Annotated in this window: 13 protein-coding genes; 9 read left to right on the top strand and 4 right to left on the bottom strand. The window is 73.3% G+C overall.

Going from position 1 to position 17618, the window contains the following annotated elements:
* Positions 1 to 77: 77 nt before the first annotated feature.
* From B0I32_RS06535 to B0I32_RS06525, 3 genes are all read left to right on the top strand, one after another.
* Positions 78 to 1211 (top strand): hypothetical protein, encoded by a 1134-nt coding sequence (locus B0I32_RS06535; protein ID WP_146178062.1) that lies wholly within the window; start codon positions 78 to 80, stop codon positions 1209 to 1211.
* 2 nt (positions 1212 to 1213) lie between these two features.
* Entirely contained in the window at positions 1214 to 1528 is a 315-nt protein-coding gene (locus tag B0I32_RS06530; protein WP_106235837.1) for a hypothetical protein, read from the top strand.
* Positions 1529 to 1667: 139 nt separating this feature from the next.
* A complete protein-coding gene (locus tag B0I32_RS06525; RefSeq protein ID WP_106235835.1) occupies positions 1668 to 3665 on the top strand; it encodes a glycosyl hydrolase family 28-related protein in 1998 nt (665 codons plus the stop codon).
* A gap of 44 nt (positions 3666 to 3709) precedes the next feature.
* Here B0I32_RS06525 and B0I32_RS06520 read toward each other — a convergent pair whose 3' ends face one another.
* The 3 genes from B0I32_RS06520 to B0I32_RS06510 all read right to left on the bottom strand — a co-directional run bounded on the left by B0I32_RS06520 (position 3710) and on the right by B0I32_RS06510 (position 6683).
* On the bottom strand, positions 3710 to 4576 hold the full coding sequence (locus B0I32_RS06520; protein ID WP_106235834.1) for a fumarylacetoacetate hydrolase family protein: 867 nt from the start codon (positions 4574 to 4576) through the stop codon (positions 3710 to 3712).
* Between the two features lie 116 nt (positions 4577 to 4692).
* Entirely contained in the window at positions 4693 to 6267 is a 1575-nt protein-coding gene (locus B0I32_RS06515; RefSeq protein ID WP_106235832.1) for a multicopper oxidase family protein, read from the bottom strand.
* Complete coding sequence (locus B0I32_RS06510; protein WP_106235831.1) at positions 6264 to 6683, bottom strand: hypothetical protein; 420 nt, start codon at positions 6681 to 6683, stop codon at positions 6264 to 6266. Before B0I32_RS06510 ends, B0I32_RS06515 begins: the two co-directional genes overlap by 4 nt.
* 152 nt (positions 6684 to 6835) lie before the next feature.
* Here B0I32_RS06510 and B0I32_RS06505 point away from each other — a divergent pair, with 152 nt between their 5' ends.
* The 5 genes from B0I32_RS06505 (at position 6836) to B0I32_RS06485 (ending at position 15484) form a co-directional block, all read left to right on the top strand.
* On the top strand, positions 6836 to 7999 hold the full coding sequence (locus B0I32_RS06505; RefSeq protein WP_106235829.1) for a sensor histidine kinase: 1164 nt from the start codon (positions 6836 to 6838) through the stop codon (positions 7997 to 7999).
* 64 nt (positions 8000 to 8063) lie between these two features.
* Positions 8064 to 8732: a response regulator gene (locus B0I32_RS06500; RefSeq protein WP_106235828.1), complete on the top strand. Its 669-nt coding sequence runs from the start codon at positions 8064 to 8066 to the stop codon at positions 8730 to 8732.
* 373 nt (positions 8733 to 9105) lie between these two features.
* The gene (locus tag B0I32_RS06495) at positions 9106 to 10344 is read left to right on the top strand and encodes a KAP family P-loop NTPase fold protein (RefSeq protein WP_181307083.1); all 1239 of its coding nucleotides are present in this window, start codon (positions 9106 to 9108) and stop codon (positions 10342 to 10344) included.
* A gap of 2 nt (positions 10345 to 10346) precedes the next feature.
* A complete protein-coding gene (locus B0I32_RS06490; RefSeq protein WP_106235825.1) occupies positions 10347 to 11306 on the top strand; it encodes a hypothetical protein in 960 nt (319 codons plus the stop codon).
* The gene (locus B0I32_RS06485) at positions 11303 to 15484 is read left to right on the top strand and encodes an AAA family ATPase (protein WP_106235823.1); all 4182 of its coding nucleotides are present in this window, start codon (positions 11303 to 11305) and stop codon (positions 15482 to 15484) included. The genes B0I32_RS06490 and B0I32_RS06485 overlap by 4 nt, the downstream gene beginning before the upstream one ends.
* A gap of 53 nt (positions 15485 to 15537) precedes the next feature.
* Here the strand turns inward: B0I32_RS06485 and B0I32_RS06480 are convergent, their stop codons facing one another.
* The gene (locus B0I32_RS06480; RefSeq protein WP_245955637.1) at positions 15538 to 16722 is read right to left on the bottom strand and encodes a L,D-transpeptidase; all 1185 of its coding nucleotides are present in this window, start codon (positions 16720 to 16722) and stop codon (positions 15538 to 15540) included.
* Between the two features lie 164 nt (positions 16723 to 16886).
* Between B0I32_RS06480 and B0I32_RS06475 the strand changes: the two genes are divergently transcribed.
* Complete coding sequence (locus B0I32_RS06475) at positions 16887 to 17537, top strand: hypothetical protein (RefSeq protein ID WP_106235822.1); 651 nt, start codon at positions 16887 to 16889, stop codon at positions 17535 to 17537.
* Positions 17538 to 17618 lie beyond the last annotated feature (81 nt).

Genomic DNA, 17618 nt, shown 5'->3' with positions numbered 1-17618 from the left:
TCTGTGAAACGCGTGTCGGGCGGCGCCTCTGATGTGCTTGACTCCCGCCTGGTAGATAACCCCCTCTGGGAGGGCTCATGGGGGAGTTCGTAGGGATCGACCCCCGTTGGGCACAAGAGGTGATCCGCCGGATGGAGGCGGGAAAGGGGGTCCTCGGCCGGACGCGACCCGGGCTGGACGCCGCCATCGACGAGGCGGGCCAGGACTGGGCCGGCCATCGGGGCACCACGGCCATGCGCCGCGCCTGGGAGTTCTACCACGAGTCCCAGCAGGACCTGAAGTGGCGCGTCGACACGCTGGAGCAGCTCGTGCCGGTGCGGGAGAGAGGCATGCTCACCGGCGCCTTCCCGTTCGGCAGCGAGACGGAGGCGGTGCTGGCCGCCGAACGGACCGCGCACGCCGTCCTGCGCGCCCTGGACCAGCCTGCCACCGGCGCCCGGGCCGCCCCGGAGACGGCGACCGGGGCCGAGGGGGGCGACGAGCAGGCGGACGGCGAAGAGGCAGGCGACGATCAGGCGGACGACGGGCAGGTGGGTGGCGAAGAGGCAGGCGACGATCAGGCGGACGGGCAGGTGGGTGGCGAGGAGGCGGGTGACGTGATGGAGCGAGCCTTGGCCGGAGCCGAGGGCAAAACCGGCGATCCCGCCTACGCGGCGGCGCTGCTGGCGACCCTCGGGCCCGACGCCTTCACCCGCCTGCTGTCGGAGCACGCCGCCTCGGACACCGATGGGCCTGCGGAGGACGCCGTCCCGGCCGACGGTGGGCCGGTGGGCGGGCGGGTCCTGGCCGAGGCGTTCGCGAGCGCGGAGCGGACCGGGCGCCTCGGGGACGCATGGTATGAGCTGGTGGACAGCGCCCCGGCCGGCGTCCTGGCGAACCTGGTCACGCTGGCCGGCCAGTCGGGCGCGATGCTGAACCGGGTGGCGACGGGCCTGCTCGGCCGCCCGCCCGCCCCAGGCTGGAGCCCGCGCGCCCTGATCCAGGCGTACGAGCGCGATCCGCTGGCGTTCCAGCAACTGCTGGCCGAGCACCGGGACGAGGCCCGCGTGCTGCTGGACGCCGCGGCCGGCGACCCCGGCTGCGCGGAGCCGCTGGCGAGCGCGGTGCACGAGGCGCTGAAGCCGGGCGCCGGCGTGGACGGGCTGCGCGAGCGGGCCTGGCGCACCGTCGTCCGCGGGCTCGGCGCGACGCTGGAGATCGAGGATCGCTGAGCATGCTCACCAAGCACCAACTGCTGCGCGACGCGGCCGAGAAGGAGTCGCTGGCGGCGGCCTTCACCCGCTACGCGCGCGGCCTGGCGGAGGCGTTCGACGGGATCCCGGTCGAGCCCGGCGACTGCGAGCCGTACTGGACGGGGCCCGCCGCGGAGCGCTTCCTCACCCGGGCGCGGTCACTGCGCCGGGAGCTGGGCGAGCTGGAGGACTCGTGCCTGGCCACCGCCGAGAACCTGCGCGGCCGCGCGGGGCGGTTGCGCGAGGAGGCGGCCCAGTTCGGCCCCTCGTCCGAGAACGATCCGTGGGGCTGGTAGGCCGGCCGCAATCTACGCAAGCTGTTTGCGTTATGGCCGCAAGAATTTGAGGAGTCGCTGAAAGTAGTGCACAGGGCCTTGTGGAGGTGTGTGCGAGCGGCCTACTGTCGCCTCACCCCCCGAGAGAAACGAGGACGCGATGCGTCGCACCCTCATCGCGGCCACCGTCGCCGCCCTGGCCCTGAGCCTCACCGGCCCCGTCGCAGCCGAGTCCGCGGCGCCCGCGCCCGTCGTCACCCGGGCGGGGCTCGATCCGGCGCTGGTCGCGGGCCGGGGCGCCCGGGTGGCCTTCGCCGAGCAGGAGGCGGAGAACGCGGCGACGAACGGCACCGTCATCGGCCCGGGACGCGACGCGTACACGCTGCCCGCCGAGGCGTCCGGGCGCAGGGCGGTCCGGCTGGAGCCGGGCCGGCACGTGGAGTTCACCCTGCCGGCCAGCGCGAACGCGATCACCGTGCGCTACAGCATCCCCGACGCGCCCGGCGGAGGCGGCATCACCGCGCCGCTCGACGTCACGGTCAACGGCCGCGACCGCGTCACGATGACGCTCACGTCGCAGTACTCATGGCTGTACAACCAGTACCCGTTCTCCAACGACCCCGGCGCCGGCCTGCTGCATCCCGACTGGTGGATCACCGAGTGCTCGTGCGTGCCCGCCGCCACGACCCCGCCGCCGGTGATCCCCAAGCCGTTCCGGCCCAGCCACTTCTACGACGAGCAGCGCCTGCTGCTGAAGCGCACGTACCGGGCGGGCGACCGGGTGCGGCTGACCGCCCCGGCCGGGAGCGCGGCCGCGTGGACGGTCGTCGACCTGCTCGACTCCGAGCTCGTCGGCCCGCCGAAGATCGAACTGCTCGCGGCCAGCGTGCTGGCCTTCGGCGCCGACCCCACGGGGCGGCGGGACGCGGCCGGGGCGTTCGACCGGGCCATCGCCTTCGCCAAGCGCAAGCGGCTGAAGGTGTACGTGCCGCCGGGGACGTACCAGATCGATCGGCACATCATCGTCGACGACGTGACGATCACCGGCGCGGGCAGCTGGTACACGATCATCAAGGGCCGCGAGACCGCGCTGCCCCGCCCGGCCCCCGACGGCTCCACGCACACCGGCGTCGGCTTCTACGGCAGGGACGCCGCCGACGGCGGCAGCCGCGACGTGCACCTGTCGGGGTTCGCGATCGAGGGCGACGTACGCGAGCGCATCGACACCGACCAGGTCAACGGCATCGGCGGCGCGATGAGCGACTCCACCATCGACGGCCTGCACCTGCGGCACACCAAGGCCGGCATGTGGTTCGACGGCCCGATGAGCGACGTGCGGATCACGAACAACGTCATCGTCGACCAGATCGCCGACGCGATCAACTTCCACACCGGCGTCACGAACTCGCTCGTGGCGAACAACTTCATCCGCAACACCGGTGACGACGCCCTGGCCATGTGGTCGGAGAAGATCCCGGACACCGGCAACACGTTCGCCCGCAACACCGTGCAGAGCCCCGTGCTGGCCAACGGCATCGCCGTCTACGGCGGCGGCGACAACACGATCTCCGGCAACCTGATCGCCGACCCGGTCAGGGAGGGCAGCGCCCTCCAGGTGGGCTCCCGCTTCGGCGCGGAGCCGTTCACCGGCCGGCTGGACATCACCGGCAACACGACGGTCAGGTCCGGCACCTACGAGCTCAACTGGAACATCGGCCTGGGCGCCATCTGGTTCTACGCGCTGGAGCGGGACATCGCCGCCGACGTCCGGGTGACCGGCAACGACTTCCTCGACAGCACCTACAACGCGATCATGCTGGTCAGCGAGTGGTCGGTGAAGGATCTGTACGCGATCACGAACGTGCATTTCAAGGACATCCGGGTGGACGGCACCGGCACCTCCGTGGTCAGCGCCCGGGTGAAGGGGTCGGCCACGTTCGAGAACGTCGACGCGCGCAACGTCGGGGCGGTCGGGGTGAACAACTGCGGCTCGTTCGGCTTCCCCGCCACCGGGTCGGAGTTCTCGCTGACGGACCGGGGCGGGAACGACGGGGGCTGGCTGGCGCCGTGGCTGCTGCCCAACACCATCACCTGCGACGACCGCCCGCCCGTGGTCCCGCCCCCGGCCCCGTCACCCTGGCGAGGGGGGCGCCGGTGACCGCCCCACGCTGGACGGGGAGGCCGTCGGTGAACGCGCCGCGCTCAGCTCATGGCGGCCAGGCCCTTGACCACGGTGGTGGTCAGGGTGCCGATCTCGCCGATGCCGATGCTGACCGTGTCGCCGTCCTGGAGCGTGAAGGGCAGGTCGGGCACCAGGCACGTCCCGGTGGCCAGCACCGCGCCGTCGGGGAAGGAGTCGGCGCGGAACAGGTAGCCGGCCAGGTCGTCGAGGCGGCGGTTCAGCTGGGAGGTGCTCGCCTTGCCGTCCCACACCGTCTCGCCCGCCCTGACGATGCTCAGCGAGATGTCCAGCGCGTACGGGTCCGCGACCTCCCACGCGGGCCTGATCGCCGGCCCCACCGCGCACCCGCCCAGGTAGATCTTGGCCTGCGGCAGGTAGAGCGGGTTGACCCCCTCGATGGTGCGCGAGCTGACGTCGTCCACGACCGTGTAGCCGACGATCTCGCCGTGCGCGTTCAGCACCAGCCCGAGCTCCGGCTCCGGCACGTCGATGCCCGAGTCCTCGCGGACCGAGATGCGCCCGCCGTCGCCGGACACCTTCCACGCCACCGACTTGAAGAACAGCTCGGGCCGCTCGGCGTCGTAGACCAGCTCGTACACGTCGGCGGCCTGTTCGCTCTCCAGCACCCTGGCCTCGCGCGAGCGCCGGTAGGTGACGCCGGCCGCCCACACCTCCATCCGCCCGTCCACGGGAGCCAGCCGCCGCACCGACCCGGACGGGTGCCGCGGCCCGTCCGCCTCCGCGCAGCGCCGGCGGAGCTCATCGGAGGACAATCGGAGCAGCTCGCCCACGGTGGTGATCCCGGCCAGCTCCGCCACCTGCTCGCCGTCGTCGATTCCGACGGCGTCGGCGCTGGTCAGAGGGCTGGTGAACCGTACGATCTGCATGCCTGCTCCTAGCTCCATCAGACGAGGGGGCGTCGGTCATCCGATGAATAATCCCCTAAGGGATCAACCTAGTAGTTCGGCGGGTTGATCGGGAGGGGCCTTGTGGTCATATCCCCTCATATCACCTCGAAGTCGGCCATCATCGCCATGTCCTCGTGTTCGAGGTTGTGGCAGTGCAGCATGTACGTGCCGCGGTGGCCGTCGAAGCGGACGAGCACGTCCACGACCTCGTACGGGCGCACGTCCACGGTGTCCTTCCAGCCCGCGTCCGTGGCGGCCGGCGGCCGGCCGTTCCTGGCCAGCACCTGGAAGTGGGCCAGGTGCACGTGCACGGGATGCCGGAAGTCGCCGGTCAGCCGCCAGACCTCGGCGGTGCCCAGGCGGGGCCGGGCCAGCGGCACGCCGGGCCGGTAGCGCTGCCCGTTGATCGTCCAGGCGCCGTCCGTCGCGCGGAAGTCGAACCGGCGGGTCACGACGGGGCTGGGCCGCTGCGGCGGGCGGGACAGGACGGCCGGCACGCGGCTGTCGTCCGGCGCCCGCCGGGTGACGACGAAGCGCATGACGTTCCCGGCCGGGCCCTCGGCCAGGGCGTTGACCAGGGTGACGGCGGTGCCGACCGGGTAGGCGGAGAAGTCGACGACGACGTCGTACCGCTCGCCGGGGGAGATCGGGATCTCGTCGTGCGCCACCGGGGCGGCCAGCAGCCCGGAGTCGCTGCCGATCTGGGTGAACCGGCCGCCGGGGGTCAGCCGGAGCAGGTACCTGCGGGCGTTGGAGGCGTTCAGCAGGCGCAGGCGGTAGCGGGTGGCCGTCACCTCGGCGACCGGCCAGGGCGCGCCGTTCACCAGGATCACGTCCCCTTCGACCCCCTCCATGTAGTCACCGCCGAGCCGCCCCCAGCCACCCGGCGGGCCGTGCCGTCCGTGCCCGCCGTCCGTCCCGGTCGCGCCGCTCGCGCCATGGGCGTGTCCGGTCGGCGGGGCGTCGAACGGCTGCGGGTAGCGGAACGAGCCGTCCTCCTCGAAGGCCCGGTCGCAGATCATCAGCGGCAGTTCCCGCTCGCCGCGGGGCAGCGGCAGGGCGTCCTCCTCCTCGTCGCGCACCAGCGCCATCCCGGCCAGCCCCCGCCACACCTGCGGCGCGGTGAAGTCCATCCGGTGGTCGTGGTACCAGAGCGTGGCCGCCCGCTGGCCGACCGGGTAGCGGTACTCCTTGACCAGCGGATGGTGCACCTCCCCTGGATGAGCCGGCCGCGGCGTGAGGCCGGCGGGCATGACGAGGTCGGTCGGGTAGCCGTCGGAGCCGGGCGGGGTGACGCCGCCGTGCAGGTGCGTGGAGGTGGGCACGGGCAGCTCGTTGCGCACCGCGACCGTGACGGGTTCCCCGCGCCGCAGCTCGAACGTGGGCCCGGGGAAGATGCCGCCGTACCCCCACACCTCGGTACGCAGCCCCGGCAGGATCTCGGCCGCCGCCACCCGCTGCGTCACCTCGTACCGGCCTGGACTGACCGGCCTGGCCACGTCCGGGATCGGCAGCGGCACCGTGAACGGCCGGGGCGGCCGCGCCCCGCTCCGCAGCAGTTGCCCCGCCACCTCGTCCGTCGCCCTGCACCCGGCCACCCCCAGCCCGGCCCCGCCCAGCACCCCCAGGAACGCCCGCCGGGAGAACCCTCCGGCGCCGGCCCGGCTCACGCGCCACCGTCCCCGGCGTCGGAGCGGCGGAACGTGCGCCAGGTCCAGGCGGTGAAGACGGCCGACAGGCCGAAGATGGCCATGCCGAGCGGGAAGTGCCCCGCGATGATCCGCGCCTGCCCCAGCCCCACCTGCGCCGTCTCCAGCACCACGAGCCCGGCTCCGGCCAGCGCCGGCCACCCGGGGCCGCGGCCTGGCCGCCACAGCAGCACGGAGGCCACCAGCTGCAGGTAGAGCAGCGCGTGGGTGTAGCCGGCGTTGTCGCGGTGCCAGGCCAGCAGATCGACGTCGCCGGTGACGAACAGCCCGGCGAGCGCCGCCTGGACGAGCACCCCGGCCAGATGCCCGGTCGCCGCCACCCGCAACGACCAGACGATCCAGCCGCGCGGTCGCGGAACGGAGTTCGAGGAGGTCATGGCCGGAATGCTCCTCGGAACACCCCTCCGCTCACATCCCGCACCGGACGACTCTGTTCCCTACTCCCGGGGTCGTACGCGAGCCGCCGGGTACGCGAAACGTACGCCCCCGGGATGACGCCCCGCCCGAGCCGCTCCCCTACCTTGGGTGCATGAACACCCGCCGAAAGGACGCGCTGGTCGCGGCGGGCGCGCTGGCGGCGATCACGGCGGGCACGTACGCGAACCTGTCGTGGTCGGGCCCCCAGGAACGGCCGCTCGACCCGGCGGGCCTGGCGCTGCTCGTGGTCGCGGCGCTCTCGCTCGCTTTCCGCCGCACCGCCCCGCTGGCGGCCGGGATCGTCGCCGCGGCCGCCGGGGTCGCGTACTACGCCGCCCACTATCCGGGCGTGTTCACCGCCGCGCCCGCGCTGGCCTCGATCTACACCCTCGTCGTGCTCGGCCGGCGCAGGGCGGCGATCTGGCTGGCGGCGGCGCTGACCGTCAGCATGTACGGCCTCATGGCGCTGGCGCCCGAGGACCCTCCGCCGGGCAGCTGGATGGCGCTGCTGAGCGGCTGGCTGGTGGCCATGGTGCTGGTGGGCGAGGTGACCAGGAGCGGCCGGGCGTACCTGCGGGCGGTGGAGCAGCGCGCGCAGGCGATGGAGCAGCGGGCGGAGGCCGTGGAGCAGCGGGCGCTGGAGGCCGAGCGCACGCGGGAGGAGGCGGCGCTGCGCCAGGCGGGCGAAGAGCGGCTGTGGATCGCGCAGGAGCTGCACGACTCGCTCACGCACAGCATCTCCGTGGTCAACGTGCAGACCGCGCTGGCCCTTGAGCTGCTGGAGCGCCGTCCTGAGCGGGTCAGGGAGGCGCTGCTGGCGATCAAGGAGTCGGGGCACGAGGCGATGAACGAGCTGCGTGCCACCCTCGGCGTGCTGCGCGCTCCCGAGGAGGTGGAGACGGGGCTGTCCGGGCTGCCGCGCCTGGTCGCCAGGGCCGAGGGGGCGGGGCTGCGGGTGACGCGCACCGTGCTCGGTGTCCCGTACGCGCCGGCGCCTGAGGTGGATCGGGCCGCGTACCGGATCGCCCAGGAGGCGCTGACCAACGTGCTGCGGCACGCGGGCGCGGCGGCGGTCACGGTGACCGTCGAATACGCCGACTCGAAGATCGTGCTGCGGGTGGAGAACGACGGCGAGCCCGGCGTGGCCGGGCCGGGGATGGGGTTGATCGGGATGCGCGAGCGCGCGGTCGCCGTCGGCGGCTCGCTGACGGCGGGTCCGGGCGAGCACGGCGGCTTCACGGTACACGTCGAACTCCCCGCCCGGGCCGCCGCATGAGCCCCCGGCACGGCGAGTCCCGCGCGGACGCCAGGACGCGCGACGCCGCCGCAGGGAGGCGGCCGTGATCCGGGTGCTGCTGGCCGACGACCAGCCGCTGATCCGGGCCGGCTTCAGGGCCCTGCTCGAACTCACCGACGACATCGCCGTGGTCGGCGAGGCGGGCGACGGCGCGCAGGCGGTGGAGCTGGCCGGACGGCTGCGGCCGGACGTGGCACTGCTCGACGTGCGCATGCCGCTGATGGACGGCATCCAGGCCACCCGCAGGATCGGCGCCACCCCGGAGCTGAACGACGTCCGCGTGGTGATCCTCACCAACTACGCCCTCGACGAGTACGTCTTCGCCGCGCTCAGGGCCGGCGCCAGCGGCTTCCTGCTGAAGGACATCGAGCCGGGCGACCTGCTGCAGTCGGTGCGGGTGGCGGCCAGGGGCGAGGCGCTGCTGTCGCCGTCGGTGACGCGCCGCCTGATCGAGGAGTACGTCAGCACCCCACCCCGCCCGGCACCCTCCGCGCCGGGGCTGGACCGGCTGACCGGCCGCGAACGCGAGATCGTCGCCCTGGTCGGCAGAGGGCTGTCGAACGAGGAGATCGCCGCGCACCTGGTGATCAGCGGCGCCACCGCCAAGACGCACGTGAGCAGGTCGATGATCAAACTCGGCGTCCGCGACCGGGCCCAGCTGGTCGTCTTCGCCTACGAGTCGGGCCTGGTGGTCCCGGGGGCGAGCGCCTGACCGGCGAGCGCCCGGGGCTCAGAAGGTCAGCAGGAAGTCGTAGCAGTTGAGCAGCCAGATCAGCAGCCACAGGGCGACGGCGGGCAGCCGGGCCGGCCTCCGCCACCTTCCGTCAGTCGGCACCTGATATCACAACGCCTTCCATGAACGGCGATGTCGTCCTCCCAGTCTGCGTCTTCACCGCCGCAGGCGCGCGTTTTCCGGCGCGCATTCTCCAGCGCGTATTCTCCGGGGGCCGGAGAACGGGCGACGGAGGACAGGCGAAGGAAGGGGCGGCGCGCGACAAAGGATTCCCCGAATGCGCTCCGGCAGAGGAGCCGGTTTATATGCTCCATTGCACGGCCGACCTGGCGAGCCCGCAAAAGGAGCATTCATGGACAAAGACATTCCGGTCCTGTCCGATGCGCCGGTCGGGCTGGAGCAGGACGAGCTGGGCTTCGGCCGCTACGTCGACCCCCTGGTCCAGGTGATCACCGACCCGGCGACCGAGACCCCGTTCACGGTCGGCGTCTACGGCTCCTGGGGCAGCGGCAAGTCGAGCCTGCTGCGCATGCTGGACCAGCGCCTGGCCGCGGAGCATCCGGGCCGCACGATCAGGGTGCACTTCAACCCGTGGGTGCACCGGGGCGAGCCGCACCTGCTGCTGCCGCTGCTGCACGCGCTGCAGGACACCCTGGAGCAGGACGGACGCCACCGCCTGCGCGAGGCGGCGGGCCGGCTCGGCCACGTGATCGCCGGGCTGACCTCCGACACCCTGCTGCGCAAGGTCTCGGGCGGCGCGGTCACGCTCGACCGGATCGGCGAGCTGTCCAGGCAGTACGCCGAGCAGCGCGGCAAGGTGCACAGCGAGCTGCGCAACCTGCGGCGCACGCTGCAGGAGCAGGCCGACCGCGCCGCGGCCGACGACGCCCGGCTGGTGATCTTCATCGACGACCTCGACCGCTGCCAGCCGCACGAGATCGTCGATCTGCTGGAGTCGGTCAAGCTGTTCCTCGACCTGCGCCATGTCATCGTCATTCTGGCCGTCGCCAAGAATGTGGTCGATCAGGGCATTGCCATGAAATATCGGGAATTCGGATTCGAGGCCGCCCGACTCGTGGAAATAGGCGACGAATATCTGGACAAGATTGTCCAGCTGCCGCTCACGCTGATGCCGATCGACCCCGGCGCCTTCCTCGACCGGCTGCCGCTGCCCGGCGGGCTGGCCACGTACCGGGAACTGCTGGCCGGGATCGTCGCCCCCAACCCGCGCCGGATCAAACGGGTGCTCAACACGTGCGCCGTCATGAGCGTCGTGGGCGGCCCGCCGCTGCGCGCCGACATCGTCATCAGGCTCGTCGTCCTGCGCGTCCAGAGCCCCGACCTGTACGACGCCATCGTGGCCCGCCCCCGCCTGGCCGCGGCGCTGGAGGACATGTACGCCGGCCGCCTCCCCCTCGACCGCCCCGACCGGCTCATCGAACGCTACGGCCAGGCCGAGGCGGAACCGATGGCCGCGGCCGTACGCAAATTCCACCGGTCGCAGGACTACCTCGGCGGCGTCTTCTGCGGCACGGCGTTCGCGGAGGTGAAGGACGAGCTCCCCGGCTATCTCACGATGCTGGGCCGCTGACGATGTTGTCGGAGCCGCTGCGCTACGAGCTGTACGGGCTGCGTCACGGCAACCCGTACCGGATCGAGCCGCTGGACCCGCTGGCCCGCGCGGGCGACCGCGCGCTGCTGGTGGACATCGACGGGTTCGTCTCGACGGAGGCGCTGCGCGCGTACCTGCGCGAGAGCGTGGCGGCGGGAGAGTCGGCGTTCGTGGTGGTGAGCGGGCGCGACTACACCGGCCGCACGACGATCGCCAACCACGTGCTGGACGTCTACCGCGAGGTCAGCGAGCTCGACGACCGGCTGCTGGTCAGCCGGATCAAGGTGGGCCACAACCGCGACTTCGAGTGGGTGAAGGAGGCGATGGTGGAGCTGCAGAACGAGATCGAGGAGGCCGACCTGACGCTCTCCCCCGCGTTGACCGAGTCGCTCAACACCATCGAGGGCATCGACGAGGGCGTCTACCAGAGCCGTTACCGGGGGCTCGCCCGGCGGTTGCACGGGGAGCTGGCGGGGCAGGCCAGAGGACGGTGCTCGTTCGGGGTGGTGTTCGAGGGGCTGCGGCAGACGAGCCTGGTGGACGCGATGCGCAAGGTGTTCAAGAGCAGCCGGTCGATCGCGGTGTTCACGCACGGCGACTACAAGCACGCCAACACGCCCTCGTACGAGGAGCTGAGCCGGTTGGACGTCCACCTGATCAAGCTGGAGCCGCTGAAGGGCGAGCAGGTCCGCTGCCTGGCCGAGGAGCGCTGGCGGGCGGCCTCCGCGCTCCCGAGCCCGTTCCCGCCCGACAGTCTGGAGACGGCCTGGCCCGCGCCGACCCCGATCAAGTCGGTGGTCAAGACGCTGAGCCTGCTGCTGGACATCCGGCTCGGCTCGGCCGCCGACCACGGCCCCTGGCCGGACAACACCGAGCTGGAGATCCCGCACCGGTTCATGTTCTTCATGATCAGGATGCTGAACGAGCTGGGGGCGTCGTGAGGACGGCCACCGGCAACCCCTTCCCCGCGCGCGGCACCATGAGCATGGAGGAGCAGGTCAGGGACGCCGACATCCTCGACGCCCAGATCACCGGGCCGACCGTCGAGCTGCCCGCCGTGGCCGGGCTGACCGCGCTGGTCCGGCAGTACCTGGAGCAGCCGTCCTGCGGCCAGGTGGCGTTCCTGCACGGCGAGCACGGCACCGGCAAGACCCACACGATCAGGTACGCGCTCGGCGGCGAGACCGGCGCGCTCCGGCTCTACGCCAAGGCCCAGGACGGCGACTTCCGCGCCCTCTACCAGCGGCTCATGAGCCAGGTGGGCCGCGACCGGCTGCGCGAGCTGAGCCGCGGCTTCCAGGCGGTGCTGGCCGGCGAGGAGGCGGGCCTGCGCCGGCCGCCCGATCCCGGGCGGGCGGAGCTGCTGTTCACGGAGCTGCTGGTGGAGCCGGGCGCGGTGCTGGAGGCGCAGGCCGACGAGCTGGGCCGGGTGACCGACGACGGCCAGGAGTTCCAGCGGGCGCTGACCTCGCTGCTGGAGCCCGCGATGGAGGAGGCCGCGTTCGCGTGGCTGGCGGGGCGCGACATCACGCCGACGGACGCGGCGCGGCTCGGCGTGTCCGGCCCGATGACCGACCCCAACCAGTGCCGCCACGGGCTGCAACTGCTGACCGCGCTGTGCGCCCGGGTCGGGCGGCCCGTCATCATCGTGGTGGACCAGTGCGAACGGCTCGTCCTCGGGCCTCCCTCGAACCTGGGTGTGCTGCACTCGCTGGTGGAACGCGTTCCGCAGGAGGGCGGGATGCTGCTGCTGTCGGGGAGCGGCTCGGTGTGGGCGGCGCTGCCCGACGACCTGCGGCAACGGTTCGGCGCCAACCACCTGGAGACGGGGGTGCTGAGCCCGGGGCAGGCCCTCGCTCTCCTCCGCGCCTACCTGGAACGGGCTCACGTCCCCGGCGGTGGCCGGAGCGGCGGGTCAAGCGGGCCGAGCGGCAGACCGGGCGGACCGGGCGTCGGACCGGGCGGACCGGGCGTCGGACCGGGCGGACCGGGCGTCGGACCGGGCGGACCGGAGGGTGAGGTCGGGCCGTTCACGGAGGAGGGGCTGCGGGCGCTGCTGCGGCTGAGCGGCGGCAACGTGCGGGCCTTCCTGCAGCTGGCTTGGCGGGCGTTCCGGCTGGCCACCGCGGGGGGCGAGCGCGGCACGATCGACCGCCGTTTCGCCGACCGCGTCCTCGGCACGGGGGCCGCGATGAGGCAGGCCGCGGACCGGGCCGTGGAGGGGTGGCTGCTGGACGAGCGGGCCGGATACCGGCGCGACTGGCGGGACGGCGACGTCACGGCCGACTACGCGGTCCTGTCGGCGTCGGGGCCCCGGCTGCTGGTCCAGATCGTGGACGCCGTCTTCACCGCGCGGGAGGCGGCGGACCTGGCCGGCCTCATGGAACGGGTGCGGGCGCGGGGCTGGCCGGCCAGGATCGTGCTGGTCGTCGCGGGTTACGCCGCCCCCGAGGCGCTGCCGCTGCTGGAGCGGGCCGCCCACGAGGTCGTGGTGGTGCGCGGCGAACGGGATCTGCACCGGCTGCGCGGCTCGGTCAGGCCGCTGGTGCCGGACGCGGGCGAGGTGTTCGACGGGCTGCCCTATCCGGGGGCCGAGCCGTTCTCCGAACGGGACGCGAAGGTGTTCTTCGGCCGCGAGGAGGCCGTCAGAGAACTGGCCGGGCTGCTGTCGGAGGCGCGGGAGCCGGTGGTGGTGACCGGGCCCACCGGCGTGGGGGCGTCCTCACTGGTCCGGGCCGGCCTGCTGCCCGCTCTGGCCGAGAACGGGCCACGGGGGACGCGATGGCACGGCCTGGTCCTCGTCCCCGGCACCGCCCCGCTGAACGAACTGGCCGCGTCCCTGTCCGGCCTCGTCGACGGCCTGGACACCGCGACCGTCCTGGCCGCCCTCCGCGAACGCCCGGCAAGCGCCCGCTCGATAGCCGCCCAAGCCATCACCGCCCTCCAGAACGCCGCCTTCCCGGGCGACACACTCCCAGGTACCGCCCTGCCGAACGCCGGACTCCCGGGCAACCGGCCCCCAGGCGACACACTCCCAAGTACCGCCTCGCCGACCGCCCCCCTCCCGGGTGAAGGGCTGGTGCTGGTGGTGGATGGGTTCGAGGAGGTGCTGGCCGGAACCGGGGCCGGGGATCCCGACACGGCGGCGTTCGTGGCGGCGTTGCATGCCGTCGCCGGCGGGCCGCACAACGTGCTGGTCGTGGTCGTGGTGAGTGCGCCCTTCGCCGAGCGGTGCGCGGCCTTTCCCGAGCTGGCCGGGCCCGCGTACACACTCGGGCCGATGGGGCGCGGCGAGCTGCGGCGGGCGATCACGGGACCGGCGGAGGTGGCGGGGCTGGCCCTCGAGGAGGGGCTGGTCGACGCGGTGCTCGACGACCTGCGCACCCCGCGCGGCGCGCCGGAGCCGGGCGCGCTGCCGCTGCTGGCCCGGGCGATGCACACCACCTGGTGCCACCGCGACGGCGACCGGCTCACCCTGCGCGGCTACGCCGAGACGGGCGGCATCCGCAGGGCGGTGGTCGACGCCGCCGAGTCCGCCTACCTCGCGCTCGACGCCCCGCGTCAGGCCGTCGCCCGTACGGTGCTGCGCCGGCTGGCGGCGATCTCCCGCGACGGCCGGATCCTGCCCAGGCGGGCCGCGCTCGACAGCCTGCGGGCCGAGCACGCGGACGCGGCCGGCGACCTCGACGCGGTGCTGCGGGCGCTGGCCGCCGCGCGGGTGGTCGTGGTGGACGCGGACGCGGTACGGATGGCGCACGGGTGCCTGGCCGAGGACTGGCCGCGGCTGCGGGACTGGTTCGAGGAGGACCTGTCGGGCCAGATCCTCTACGACCAGTTGCTGGACGACGCTGCCGCCTGGATGGACAGCCGGCGCAATCCGGAGTTCCTGTACCGGGGCACCAGGCTGGCCACGGTGCTGCGGGCGCGCGGGCGGTGGGAGGAGAGCGGCGAGCTGCCCCTGGACGACCGGGCCCGCCTGTTCCTGGAGGCCGGCGACCGGGCCCGCAGGAGACGCAGGAAGGTCCGGGGCACCGCGCTGCTCGCGTTGCTGGTGACGGTGCTGGTGGCGGGCCTGAACGTGGCCAGCCTGACCACCGCGGAGCGCCGGTGGCGGATCGTACGGGACGACGAGGTGTCCCAGGGGCTGGCCGAGCAGAGCGCGCTGGTCAGCGACCCCGCGCTCTCGGCGCTGCTGGCCGCGCTGGCCTGGCGGGTCAGCCCCACGCCCGAGGCCCGTTCCGGGCTGCTGCGGGTGCTCGGCTGGCCGGCCAGGAGGTCGTCCTACCGCCTGGGCGATCCCGCGCTGGCGCTGGCGTTCGGCCGGGAGGGCGACATCGTCGCGGCCGAGGCGGCGAAGGACGGCATCCGGCTCAGCGGCGTCCGGGTCCGGCGCAAGCCGGCCAGGATCGGCGGCGCCGGCTCGGTGGTGGCGTTCAGCCCCGACGGGCGCACCCTCGTGGTCGGCGGCGGCGCGGGCGTGCGCGTCGTCGACCGCCGTTCCCTGGACGTGCGCGACCGCATCCCCACCCGCGCGAAGCCGTCGTCGCTGTCGCTCAGCCCCGACGGGCGCACGCTGGCGCTCGCCGTCGCCGGCGGGGTGCAGCTGGTGGACCTGGGCACGAAGGAGGTCACGATGCGCCTGAACGACAACGAGCCCGTGCTCGCCTCGGCCTTCAGCCCCGACGGCAGGACCCTCGCGACCGGGAACGCGGCCGGCGTGGTGCGCCTGTGGAACGTCCGGGGCGGCGACCAGCCCAGCGCGGCGCTGCTCGGCCACGTGAACCCGGTCACCTCGCTCACCTTCAGCCCCGACGGCAGGACCCTCGCGACCGGCGGCGCGGACGCCACCGTCCGGCTCTGGGACCTGGCGAGCAACCGGCCGATCAGCGTCTCCCCCACCGGGGAGCGCAGGACGGTGACCGCGCTGGCCTTCGCCGTGGACGCGCGGACCCTGGCCGGCGCCGACGACGGGGGCCGCGTCCGGCTGTGGAACGTCGAGCCGCCGGCCGACCTCGCCGGCGGCGCCTGCGCGCTCGCCCGCCGCGACCTCACCCCCGTCGAGTGGGCGAAGTACGTCCCCGCCGAGGTCGAACGCCGCAAGGCCTGCCCGGCGCGTTGACGGCGGCACCACCGCCGGAAGGCGCGCGAGGTGCGTGCCTTCCGCTGGTGGCCCTACCCGTTGACCGGTTTGCCCAGGGCGCTGCCCGCCAGCCAGTCCTCCCAGGACTTGGCCCACGGCGTCGGCCCGTTGCCGAATCGCAGCTTCCTGGAGGTGCCGGTGACCTCGATGATGTCCCCGCGCTGGGTGAACTCGTAGAACCAGCGCGCGTTGGCCGGGCCGGCGTTGACGCAGCCGTGGCTGACGTTCGAGCTGCCCTGCGCGCCGGTGGACCAGGGGGCGGCGTGGAAGAAGGTGCCGCTGTAGGTCATCCGGACGTTCCACTTCGTCTTGATCCGGTACTCGCCCGGCTCGCCGATCGTGGCCGAGTCCATGACGACGTCGGCGGCCTTCTCCTGCGCGATCATGACGCCGGAGTAGCTGTCGTCGCCCGGCCTGCCCAGGCTGACGGGGATGGTCTTGACGACCTCGCCGTCCTCGCGCACGACCGCCCGGTGCGACTTGGCGTCGACCTTGGTGATCTGCTCGGCCCCGACGGTGAAGCTCAACCGGCGATCCTTGGTGCCCCACACGCCCGGGCCCGCGCGCAGTCCCGCCAGGTGCGCCACGACCGTCACCTTCTGCCCGACCGGCCAGTACTCGCGCGGCCTGAACTGCACCTCGCGGTCGCTCACCCAGCTCCACGCGCCCTCGACCGGCTGCGACATCGTGACGACCAGCGACCGCTCGATCGCGGCCCGCTCCTGCTTGCCGGGGACCGGCCGGGACAGCAGGAGCTGCACGGGCATCCCGACGCCCACCTTCTCACCGTCGAGCGGCGACATGCCGCTCTCCAGCGCCCGCCTGGGCTTGAGCGTGGTGAACGTGGAGCGTCCCGTCACCTGCTTGCCGTCGGTGCCGGTCGCCCGGGCATCGACCGTGTAGGTGGTCGAGGGCCGCAGCGGCCACCGGGGCCGCCACAGGCCGTCCGCGCCGACCGCGCCCTTGACCGGCCGGCCCTTGGCGTCGGCGACGGCCAGCTCGCCCAGCTTGCCGCCGGTGACCTTGACGCCGATCCCGGTGTCGGGGGCCACCTTCTTGGTGCCGTCGGCGGGCGTGAACGACAGCTTGGCCACGGGGGCCGTGGCCTGCGGGGGCCGGTCCGGCGACCCGCCGCCCGACGAGGTACAACCGGCGGTGACGAGCAGCGCCGCCGCCATGATGCCGGCGAATGTCCTTCTGGTCCGGCCGTTCCGCATCGCTGATGCCTCCCGCGCCTGACATGTAGGCAGTTCTTCACATTAGTTCGTTTGTCGGCGATCCGGCGGACTCCTGCCCGTATCGGCTTGACCCATGCGGACCGGGGGCGCGGCGCGTGTCAATGATCTTGATCCGGTGTTCGGCCGCCTACAATCATGGGCCGGTGGACTACTACCTGATCTCCCCGACGGCGGGCGACCCCTCGCCCGCGGCCCTCCTGGTGGAGGAGTTCGTCCTGTGCGACGACTACACGGCGGCCGGCATCGACGGCGCCGAGTGGCAACCGGAGATCGGTGCCTGGTCCGCCTCCGCGGAGCTGAGCCGGGCCATCAGGGCCGACAGCGCGCTGCGGGGGCGGGTGACTCCGGTGAGCCGGCAGGAGGCCGCCGCCGCCTTCGCCCGGCTCGGCGGCGGCGGGCTGCCGGAGGAGGCCGGGCTGCGCACCCTCTTCCAGGAGCGCCGGCACCTGCCGACCACGGCCCCGCTCAACCTCGGCTCCGGCTCGGGAGCCCGCCGTTACCGGATCCTGTTCGCCGGGGAACTGGGCGAGGACGGCCTGGCCAACGCGCGCACGGCCCTGCGCCTCGAACCCACCGACCATCCCCGCGTGGTCGGCAAGGCCTCGGTCAGCGCCGGCGGCCACGGCTTCACCTGGGAGCTGCGCCGGATCGGCGCGGGCATCGCCTGGTGCGTGGACGTGACCGCGCGGCTGGGCTCCGGCCCCGTCACCGCGCTTGGGGCGCTGCTGCACCATCACCGGCAGGTGGTGCGTGAGCAGGGCCTCATCCCCGTCACGGTCGAGCGGTTCGCCTGAGGAAAAAATTCATCGGCCGGTGAGTGTCACATTCGTGCCCCGTATCCCGTCTTGTTGCTGAAGGTGAAAACAAGTCGTATG

Source organism: Nonomuraea fuscirosea, assembly GCF_003001935.1.
GTDB classification, from domain to species: Bacteria; Actinomycetota; Actinomycetes; order Streptosporangiales; family Streptosporangiaceae; genus Nonomuraea; species Nonomuraea fuscirosea.
The sequence above is the reverse complement of the archived record's forward strand: the minus strand, read 5'-3'. Positions and strand labels throughout refer to the sequence as shown.